Source organism: Clostridium sp. MCC353, from assembly GCF_018785315.1.
In the GTDB taxonomy this organism is placed as follows: domain Bacteria; phylum Bacillota; class Clostridia; order Lachnospirales; family Lachnospiraceae; genus CHH4-2.
The window spans coordinates 1-9,997 of sequence record NZ_WQPN01000133.1 but is presented as its reverse complement, the minus strand read 5'-3'; the positions used below and the strand labels follow the sequence as shown (position 1 = coordinate 9,997).

8 protein-coding genes are annotated in these 9,997 nt (G+C 46.0%); 2 read left to right on the top strand and 6 right to left on the bottom strand.

The window, feature by feature from the left end; genetic code table 11:
- Positions 1–118 precede the first annotated feature (118 nt).
- The 6 genes from iadA to GPL15_RS21715 all read right to left on the bottom strand — a co-directional run bounded on the left by iadA (position 119) and on the right by GPL15_RS21715 (position 7,029).
- On the bottom strand, positions 119–1,264 hold the full coding sequence (gene iadA, locus GPL15_RS21740; RefSeq protein ID WP_215700777.1) for a beta-aspartyl-peptidase: 1,146 nt from the start codon (positions 1,262–1,264) through the stop codon (positions 119–121).
- A gap of 39 nt (positions 1,265–1,303) precedes the next feature.
- The gene (locus GPL15_RS21735) at positions 1,304–2,311 is read right to left on the bottom strand and encodes a dipeptide ABC transporter ATP-binding protein (protein ID WP_215700776.1); all 1,008 of its coding nucleotides are present in this window, start codon (positions 2,309–2,311) and stop codon (positions 1,304–1,306) included.
- Positions 2,312–2,321: 10 nt separating this feature from the next.
- Positions 2,322–3,317, bottom strand: coding sequence for an ABC transporter ATP-binding protein (locus tag GPL15_RS21730; protein ID WP_215700775.1), 996 nt, complete (start codon positions 3,315–3,317; stop codon positions 2,322–2,324).
- Positions 3,318–3,336: 19 nt separating this feature from the next.
- Positions 3,337–4,251, bottom strand: coding sequence for an ABC transporter permease (locus GPL15_RS21725; RefSeq protein ID WP_215700774.1), 915 nt, complete (start codon positions 4,249–4,251; stop codon positions 3,337–3,339).
- A 4-nt stretch (positions 4,252–4,255) separates the two neighbouring features.
- On the bottom strand, positions 4,256–5,221 hold the full coding sequence (locus GPL15_RS21720; protein WP_215700773.1) for an ABC transporter permease: 966 nt from the start codon (positions 5,219–5,221) through the stop codon (positions 4,256–4,258).
- Between the two features lie 125 nt (positions 5,222–5,346).
- The gene (locus GPL15_RS21715; protein ID WP_215700772.1) at positions 5,347–7,029 is read right to left on the bottom strand and encodes an ABC transporter substrate-binding protein; all 1,683 of its coding nucleotides are present in this window, start codon (positions 7,027–7,029) and stop codon (positions 5,347–5,349) included.
- Between the two features lie 240 nt (positions 7,030–7,269).
- Between GPL15_RS21715 and GPL15_RS21710 the strand changes: the two genes are divergently transcribed.
- Together GPL15_RS21710 and GPL15_RS21705 are read left to right on the top strand one after the other, a co-directional pair.
- Positions 7,270–9,276 (top strand): sigma 54-interacting transcriptional regulator, encoded by a 2,007-nt coding sequence (locus tag GPL15_RS21710; protein WP_215700771.1) that lies wholly within the window; start codon positions 7,270–7,272, stop codon positions 9,274–9,276.
- Between the two features lie 52 nt (positions 9,277–9,328).
- A complete protein-coding gene (locus tag GPL15_RS21705; RefSeq protein WP_215700770.1) occupies positions 9,329–9,529 on the top strand; it encodes a hypothetical protein in 201 nt (66 codons plus the stop codon).
- The last annotated feature ends 468 nt before the right edge of the window (positions 9,530–9,997 follow it).

Below are 9,997 nucleotides of genomic sequence, written 5' to 3'. Positions count from 1 at the left end.
GTATTTCTTAGGGTCGGAATCCGACCCCCAATTCCTCTCATCCACGGCCGCCTGCCCCAGATTCCCCGTCTTCATGGCGTTACTTCTGCCAATTCGTTAAATAAAGATTCACCAAATTTTATCTTTCATCGTAAGTCCCTCTAACCTGGACCTCTCCGTCCTGCATCATCACTTTTCCACCGGCGATCACAGTATGGAGCTCCAACTGATCATCCACCAGCAGAATATCTGCGTCAGCGCCTTCACGGATATGGCCTTTCAGGCCGTCAATTTCAAGAGCTTTTGCCACATTTGATGTACCTAACGGAAGCACTTCCTCAAGCGCAAAACCGGCTTCATTTACAAGGTAAGCCAGATCTTTTATGATGGTGTCCACATCGGACACGCCGATCTTCAGCAGTTTTCCGTTTTCATCATATTTAGACCAGCTTCCCTGGCCGTCAGAGCTGAAGGTCAGATTCTCCATGGGAACGCCCTGGCTCTTCGCCTCCCTCAACAGGGCGGCAACTTTATCACGTTTGGATTCCCCGCAGGTGATATCAATGGTACCGCCCATCTTGGCAAATCTAAAACCGTCCTTTAATAATTTCTCCGTCCGGCTGATATGGGTGGGCTGGAAGGTTTTAATCGGTATGGAAGTTCTCTCCAAAGCTTCAAATACCGGTTCTAACCCGCGTATATCATCTCCCATATGCAGGACAACGATTCCTGCCTTGCCGGAAAGCATCCCGGCGGTCCTGACATCACTTGCCAGACGGATTAATTCGTCTGTGGAAATATTCGGTGCGCGATGGTCTGAAATTGCCAGTTTTACACCGATCACTTCATCAACAAACGCGATATCCTTCTGGAGATTTCCGGTAATCGTTACCGGCGGAAAGCCATAGGAACCGGAAACAGCATATGCACTGATTCCCTCTTCTTTCAGAGCTTTTACCTTTGCTACGAGATTTTCAACACTTCTGGTGATCCCATCCGTTCCAAGCAGGCCCAGAACAGTAGTTACACCTCCACGGATCAGAGAAGATAGCCGGACCTCAGGAGCTCTTGTATGGAAACTCCCTTCTCCGCCTCCCCCTGTGACATGGACATGGCGGTCAATGATTCCGGGAATCAGTTTCATCCCTGATGCGTCGATAACCTGACATCCGCAGATCGGGGAAATGTTCTCGCCAATCGCTTCTATCTTTCCGGCACAAAGCAGCACATCCTGGATTCCCATGGATTCCGGTCCATAGACGTCCGCCTGTTTTATCAATATCATAATGATACCCCTCTTTATATTTGGTAATAATTAAAAGGCTTATTTGCCCTGCACCTGATGACAGGCAACACAATGTCCGCCTCCGATATCCTTCAATTCCGGACGTTCTTTCCTGCACAAGTCCGTCGCATACGGACAGCGGTCATGGAAATAACATCCGCTTGGAAGATTCACCGGATTCGGTATTTCTCCTTCGATCTCCACGCTCTCTACCAAAGGAGCTTCTCCCACGGTTGGTACAGCGGAGAACAGAAGTCTGGTATACGGATGAAGCGGATTTGCAAAAATTGTATTTTTATCTCCCATTTCCACAATTCCGCCCAGGTACATAACCCCCAGCCGGTCGCTGATATGGCGCACAACAGAAAGGTCATGGGCAATGAACAGATAAGAGAAATTAAACTCATCTTTCAGATCCATCAAAAGGTTCAGGATTTGGGCCTGAATGGACACATCCAGCGCCGATACCGGTTCATCGGCAATGATGAACTCCGGCTGCACTGCCAAAGCTCTGGCCACACCAATACGCTGTCTCTGTCCGCCGGAAAACTGGTGCGGATAACGGGATGCCTGTTCCGGGCGGAGTCCCACGCGCTCCAGAATCTCCATACATTTTTTTCTGGCCTCTTCTTTTGTGTTCACAATCTTATGGAACAGCATAGGCTCTGTAATAATATCTTCCACCCTCTGTTTCGGATTCAAGGACGCGTAAGGGTCCTGGAAGATCATCTGCATATCTTTTCTATAGGGAAGAAGCTGGTTTGGCTTCAAATGGCTGATTTCATTTCCTTTATAGAAAACCTGGCCGCCGGCCGGTTCCAAAAGGCGGATGATCGTTCTGGCCGTTGTGGATTTACCACAGCCGCTCTCTCCAACCAGACTGAAAACCTCCCCTTTCTGGATCGTAAAGCTGACATCATTGACAGCGTGAACAATCTTATCTTCTTTTACAATTTTTCCGTCTTCAAAACGAAGGGACTGAAGAAGGCCTTTGGTGAGACGGAACTCCTGTTTTAAATTTTTGACTTCAATTAATGGTTCCTGCATCGCGGTCCTCCTATTTAACTTCCTTCGAGATCAACGGGAAATGGCACGCCACTCTGTGGTCATTTCCCAAATCCTGCATCTGAGGCTGTTCTCTGTTGCAGATCTCCTGGCAGTATTTACATCTCGGTGCAAAGTAACATCCCTGAGGTAATTCAAACATGTTTGGAACCATACCAGGTATGAAATCCAGGCGGTCTTTATCTTCCCGTAATTTAGGAATTGAGTTCAGAAGGCCCTCTGTATACGGGTGGGCGCTGTGGTAGACCACATCCTCATTGCTTCCTGTTTCAACCAGCTTGCCGCAGTACATAACATTGATTTTATCCACCATCTCCGAAACCACAGCCAGGTCATGGGTGATCAGAATCAGGGAAGCATGTTTTTCCTTAACCAACTTTTTCATCAGTCTCAGGATCTGGGCCTGAATGGTAACGTCCAGAGCCGTGGTCGGTTCGTCCGCAATCAGAAGTTTCGGATCCGTTGCAAGAGAAATTGCAATGATAACCCTCTGTCTCATACCACCTGAAAACTCATGAGGATATGCTTTTAAACGGTCTTCCGGATTGGGAATACCCACCTGTTTCAACAGCTCGATACAGCGTTCCTTCCTCTGTGCCGCATTCATCTGCGGGGCATGGAGAATCAATACTTCCTCCATCTGTTTTTGGATCGTATAGAGCGGGTTTAAAGAAGTCATGGGATCCTGGAATACCATAGAGATATCCTTTCCACGGATCTGTGTCATGTCTTTTTCGCTCATATTTGTCAACTCTTTGCCGTCGAACATGATGCTTTCAGCCTGCACAACTCCCGGCTCTTCCACCAGTTTTAAAATGGAGAAGCTGGTAACCGACTTTCCGCTTCCTGATTCGCCTACGATACCGAGAATCTCACCCTTTTTCAGGGAAAAGCTGACATCATCAACTGCTTTTACTACGCCTTTAAATGTATGGAAATACGTTTTCAGATTTTTCACGTCCAATAACGTCGTTTCTTCATTTGCCATTGTCATTCTCCCTTCCAGCTTACTTCAGATTCGGGTTCAATTCATCGCGCAGGAAATCTCCCAGCAGATTGATACCGAATACAACCAGCATAATATAAAGTCCCGGGAATACAGATGCCCACCAAAGTCCGCTGAACAGTACATCGAATCCTGTTTTTACCAGCAGTCCCAAAGACGGCTCTGTAATCGGCACACCAACACCAAGGAAACTGAGCGTCGCCTCGGTCAGAATGAAATCACCAACCTGAATCGTCGCCAAAACGATGATTGAAGTCACAACATTCGGCATTACATGTTTTAATATAATGCGGTAGTTTGGAAGCCCAATGGTCCTGGCAGCTTCTACATATTCCTTATTTCGCACCGACAGCGTCTCACCACGCACCGTCCGGGCATATTTTACCCAGCCTACCATGGTCAGGGCAATGAGCAGCTTATCAATACCACGGCCGAATACGGACATGATGAATAATGCGATCAGCATGGACGGAAAAGAAAGCTGGATATCAGCGATTCTCATGATAAAAGAATCCACTTTTCCGCCAAAATATCCGGCGATCAGGCCCAATGTGGTACCGATCAGGCAGGATGCCAGCATACCAACAAGGCCGATGGTCAGGGAGCTGACGCTTCCGTAAATGATTGCGCTTAAAATGTCACGGCCCTGGTTATCCGTTCCCAAAAGGAACTTCATGCTTCCTCCATCGCTCCAAGCGGGAGGAAGATAGGAATCCATCAGATCGATCTGTGTCAGGTCATAGGGGTTCTGGGGAGCCAGAAACTTCCCGAAAACAGCCACTAAAATTGCGATCAGAACCAATATGCTGCCGATGATGGCGGGCAAATTATGTTTATAGTGATAGAAGAATTCCGATTTAAGGAAATTCTTCCACACAGAGCTCTTTTCTTTTTTTGTATTATTTGTCTCAGCCATGTCGTCACCTCAACTCTATTCTGGGGTCTATAAAGGTATATAAAATATCTACGATGAAATTAAGCACCACGAACAGGCAGGAAGTTGCCATCAAATATGCCACAATAATGGGACGGTCTGCTTTTCCAATAGCATCGATCAGCAGTTTGCCCATGCCGGGCCATGCAAAAATTGTTTCCGTAATCGTGGTAAATGCGATCATGCTTCCCAGATTCATACCAAAGATCGTAATAACGGGAATCAGAGCATTTTTAAGGGCATGCCCAAACAAAACAGACTTGGCCGGAACACCTTTTGCTCTCGCAAACTTTATGTAGTCCTGCCTCATATTTTCCAAAATTCCGGAACGGGTTAAACGCAGGGTAGTGGCAATATTCGTCATCGCCAGAGTAACTGACGGCAGCACGATGTATCTCCATCCTCCCGGCGCAAAAAGGCTTGTCTTAACACCTAATACAGTTACAGTATCTCCTCTTCCCGAAGCCGGGAGAACACGGAACATAACAGCGAATATATAAATCATCATCATGCCCAGCCAGAAAGAAGGCAGGGAAATTCCCAGGATAGAACCTGACATGATGATTTTGCTTGATTTCCTTTTTGGGAACGCGCCGGCATAAACTCCCAGAGGAATAGCAATAACAAGAGTCAGCAGCGCCGCTATAATTACGATTTCCATAGTTGCGGGGATTCGTTCTACGATCAGCCCCATAGCCGGCAGTCCATAAGAATAGGATTTACCGAAATTACCGTGAAGAACATCATTTAAAAAGATTCCGTACTGAACAGGAAGCGGACGGTCCAGACCCAGTCTGGCGCGGGCGGATTCAATCTGCTCTAAAGTCGCATTTTCCGGTACCAGCATATCCACCGGATCACCGATAAAATTGGTCAGCAAAAAGACGAGTACTGATACTATAAACAATACTACAAGCATTTGAACAAACCGTTTGATAATATACTTAATCACTTTTCTCTCACCTCAATGTGTAGTTCTTGTCAATAAAACAGGCTTCCAGCGGCAGACCCTTATTTCAGCTGACTGCCGTGAAAGCCTGTAGCCTATATTCGTTTCAGTTTCTTATAAGCCAAAGCTTATTTGTAAGAGAACTCCCAAGCAAATACATAGTTATTTGGTCTTGGTGTATAGTTGATAGTATCTTTGATTGCATAAGTATCCTGCTCAAAATGAAGCGGAATGTAAGCAAAATCTTCTCTGGCAAGCTGATCAGCTTTTGCAACGATCTCGCCGCGTTTTGTTTCATCGATCTCTGCATATGCCTGATCGATCAGCTTATCAACCTCTGCATTGGAGTAATGGCCTCTGTTTACAGTACCCACAGCAGCTTCTCTGTCAAATGTGTAAAGCATATCATGAAGCAGAGATGTACCGTCGCCTGAAGAGTCAGACCATCCGGTCATAAGCAGCATGGAATTGTTCTCAGCCGGTTTAATATAAGAGAAGAAATTAGCTTTTGGCATCAGGTTCAGGTTCACCTTAATACCAACCTTCTCAAAGTATCCTGCAACTGCCTGTGCGATTTCAGCATCTTTTACATAACGGTCATTTGGTGCATCCAGAGTAACTTCAAATCCATCCGGATATCCGGCTTCAGCAAGAAGCTGTTTTGAGCGTTCCGGATCATAAGCAGGACGCTCTACAGGCTGGTAGCCTACATAGTTCTCAGGGATGATTGAGTTCATGGTATATGCAGCGCCGTTCATAACGGATTTGATGATTGCGTCTTCATCAATTGCAAGGTACATAGCTTCTCTGACCTTAGGATCAGACATCGGGTTTTTCACGCCTGGGAATAAAGGAGAATCCTCGCGGCTGTCCAGGTTTAAGTAGATTTCACGTAAGCCTTTCTGTTTCAGCACTACGATTCCAGGTGTATTCTCAAGTCTGTCCACGTCTCTTACAGCTACGTTGATTGTTACATCAACATCACCGGTCAGCATGGTTGCTGTTCTGGTGGCTTCATTGCTGATTGGACGCCATCTTACATTCTTGATTGGAGGAAGTTCTCCCCAGTACTCTTCGTTAACAGTGAGATCGATATGATCCTCTTTTACCTGCTCAACAAATTTATAACGTCCTGTACCGCAGACATTGGCTGCGATTTCTTCTTCTGTCTTGCCTTCGATGTTCTCTTTTTTCAGTATGTAAATCTGCGCAACGCTGAAAAGCATAATCGGGTTTAACTGGTTTGTCTTAATTTCAACCGTATAATCATCAACAGCAGTTACAGACTCAAATGTTGATGTATAGCTGCTGAATGCGGATGGAGAATCAGGATTCGATGCCAGATTAAAGGAAGCAACAACATCTTCTGCATTCATCTCTTCGCCATCGTGGAATTTAACGCCTTTTCTCAAATGGAATGTCCAGGTAAGTCCGTCTTCTGACTGTTCCCAGCTTTCAGCAAGGTGTGGCTGAAACTTCATCTCAGGATCTCCCATTACGAGAGGCTCATAGATATGAAGCATAAACTGGTTTGTAGGACCTTCGTCATAACGGTATGGGTCCATAGAAAGGATATCAGAGGAAGTAACGATTACAATGCTGTCCTTGCCTTCTGAAGATGTTCCTTCTGCTGCTGCAGTAGTGGTATCTCCGGCTGCTGCTGTTGTAGCATCTGCTGCTGCCGCCGTAGTGCCTGCCGCGGTCGTTCCCGCTGCTGTGGTTCCTGATGAGGAAGAACCGCCGCCGCATCCTGCTAATGATGCGGAGATCATGGTTGCTGCCAGAACCAAAGAAATCATTCTCTTTTTCATAGTACACTCTCCTATCTTTTTGCTTAACAAAAAACAAAGGCGCAGATCACCCTTAAAAGTGTAAGCGTCTTTGCTTTTCCTTTATTCAAATTTTACATACCATGACCTCATTCGTCAAATATTTTATCATTAATTGTTAAATTTTCCTAACCTCTTTCATACAAGTTTTATCATTAGGTTGTTTTATTTGTAATTATATATTATAATCAACCTAATAGTTTGTAAGAAAGGAGATACAAAATGAAAGAAAAACTAATCATAATCACACTTAATTCCACGGCCCGCGTCGGTCTTCACTCCTATCTTTCCTCTATTTTCCACAATTATCTGGAAATTCAGTCTGTGCTGCTGCCTGATGTTACGCCGGATCTCCTGGCCTCTACCTCATGTATCCTGTATTCCGCTGCTGATATACAGCCTAAATGCCAGGACATGGTGCCGGATCATGTTCATGAACTGATCTGTATCCGTACATTTAACCATACCTATCTCCACAAGATCCTTCAGATTCCACCAGGCTCCTTTGTCTACCTGGTAAACGATTCCGAAAGGAATACATATGAAGTCATACGCCAATTGCAGGATTTCGGTATTTCCCAATATCATTTTCTGCCCTATTACCCGGGCTGCGGCCCTGTTTCTCCGGAAATAAAATACGCGGTTACCGTAGGCGAAGTCCATCTGGTTCCCAAAAATATTTCTAATGTCATAGACATCGGAAACCGGGTGGTGGACATTTCCACAATTAATGAAATCATTGCCTGGTATCATCTGCCTCTCAATCTGGCGGACGAGATCACCCGCAATTATATCAACCACATCGTGCAGATCATCAAGCTTTCCAACATGCAGCTCTCCCATGCCCTGGACACTCAGATGATCACCCAGGCTATTATTAATACAATTGTCAACGGCATCTGCCTGATCGACAGCAGTGATTCCATCCAAATGGTAAATCATCCGTTTACTTCCATGCTGTGCCTTCTGAATCAGGAACTGATCGGCCAGAATCTGCCAGCGCTTTTAGAAGAACATGCTATCACCTGTGATCTTCATGACAACACTGAATTCCTGCTGAGAAATGCCAATGGGGAACTGATCCGCCTCTGGATACAGGAAATTGACACCATCAATACATCCCGTATGTACCTGATCCATTCCTATTGGGCCAATGACGCCGGTGAACCGACGGACGATACGATTCCCGGTTCCATGGTAAGAAGGCTTTATGATTTTAACCATATTATCACGCAGACGCCTTCTGTGCTCCATCTGATCGAAAATGCCAAAAGGATCTCTTTAAATGACTTCCATGTGATCATTCAGGGGGAAAGCGGAACTGAAAAAGAAGTATTGGCCCAGGCAATACACAATAATTCCAGACGCCATGATGCGCCATTTGTCACTCTGAATCTCACGTCCCTGGAAACGGCCATCATAAATACCGAACTGCTGGGCTATGAAGACGGGGCCTTTCCCGGCTCCCGCCCGGGAGGAATGACCGGAATTCTGGAATCAGCGGACGGGGGCACATTATTCATCGACGGCATCCAGTATATGCCTCCTCACATTCAGGCAGTCCTGCTTCACGTGCTCAAAAACGGCACTCTAAAGAGAATCGGCGGAAACCGGCTCATTCCGGTCAATATCCGGGTAATCGCCACCACAGCCAAAGACCTTTATCAAATGGTACAGGAAGGGAGCTTTATTGATGAGCTGTTCTTCACCATCAATTCCGTTTCCCTGATCACCATACCTCTCCGGCAGAGGGAGAAAGACATTCTCCTGCTGTTGAATCATTTCCTAAAAAATGTTTTCAATAACTACACCATTGATGCTGAAACCATCATGTCGGAGCACCTGCTGCAGTACTTAAAGCAGTACTCCTGGCCCGGAAATACCCAGGAAATGAACAATTTATGCCGTCATTTTTTCAGCATCTACAACCGGGAGCCGCTTTCACTTCAAAATCTCCCGCCCTACATCTTAAACCAGATTACTGCCACCCAGTCTAAATTGAGTATAGCTGAAAAGCAGATATTAAAACTGATCGCCGCCGCCCCGCATATCGGCCGTTCCGGCATTAAACGGCAATTGGATGAAAATGGGGTTTCCATTACGGAGGGAAAAATCAGGAGCACGCTGCAAACCTTGAATGAGTATGATTATATTAAGGTGCACCGGACCAGGGGCGGATGTGAAATCACGGAATTGGGGCAGGTTGTTTTGGGGGTAATTGGGATTTAATTAGTGAAAGTTACGCAGGAAAGTGGGAGGAGGGGACAGACTGGATGTTTGGATGGGGGTGGTCCAAGGGGAATCCTTCGGGAATGAAAACCAGCTTCCAACCGTAAGTGAAACTAAGACTCCAGGGACGGAAAAAGACGGTCCGATGCCCATTCACGGTAAACTCTTTATGGGACTTTACCGTTCAGTGGGCATCTCAGAAACTGATTTGGGTTTCAGTTTCTGCCCGTCTTTTTCCATCCCTGCAGCCTAACTTTCACTAACGGTTTCCAGATGGCTTTCATTCCCGAAGGATTCCCCTTGGCCCACCCCCATCCAAACATCCAGTCTGTCCCCTCCTCCCGCTTTCCTGCTGGTTTTCTCTGGCTAAAGTAATTAAAAGCAAATTTAACATAAAGGGCGAAGGCATTTTCGAAAATGGCTTCACCCTTTAATGTAAATCCCCACACCATTTAACATCAACCCTCAAGGCATTTTCAAAAATGCCTTGACCTTTTACTGTTAATCCCCACATCAATTACTTTAAACCTCTATGACATAATTTGCACTAAATACTAAACAACGTCTCAATCAATCGCTTCTCTGCCCTTTCTTTTTCCCTTCTCCAAATCTTTATTTATCCTTTATCAGACCAGTACACAGCCGTGAATCCTGGAAATGGGGACGGACGGGGGCGGAGGCCTGCTTGGAGGGGGGCACCGGGCAGAGCGGAATCCGTTGG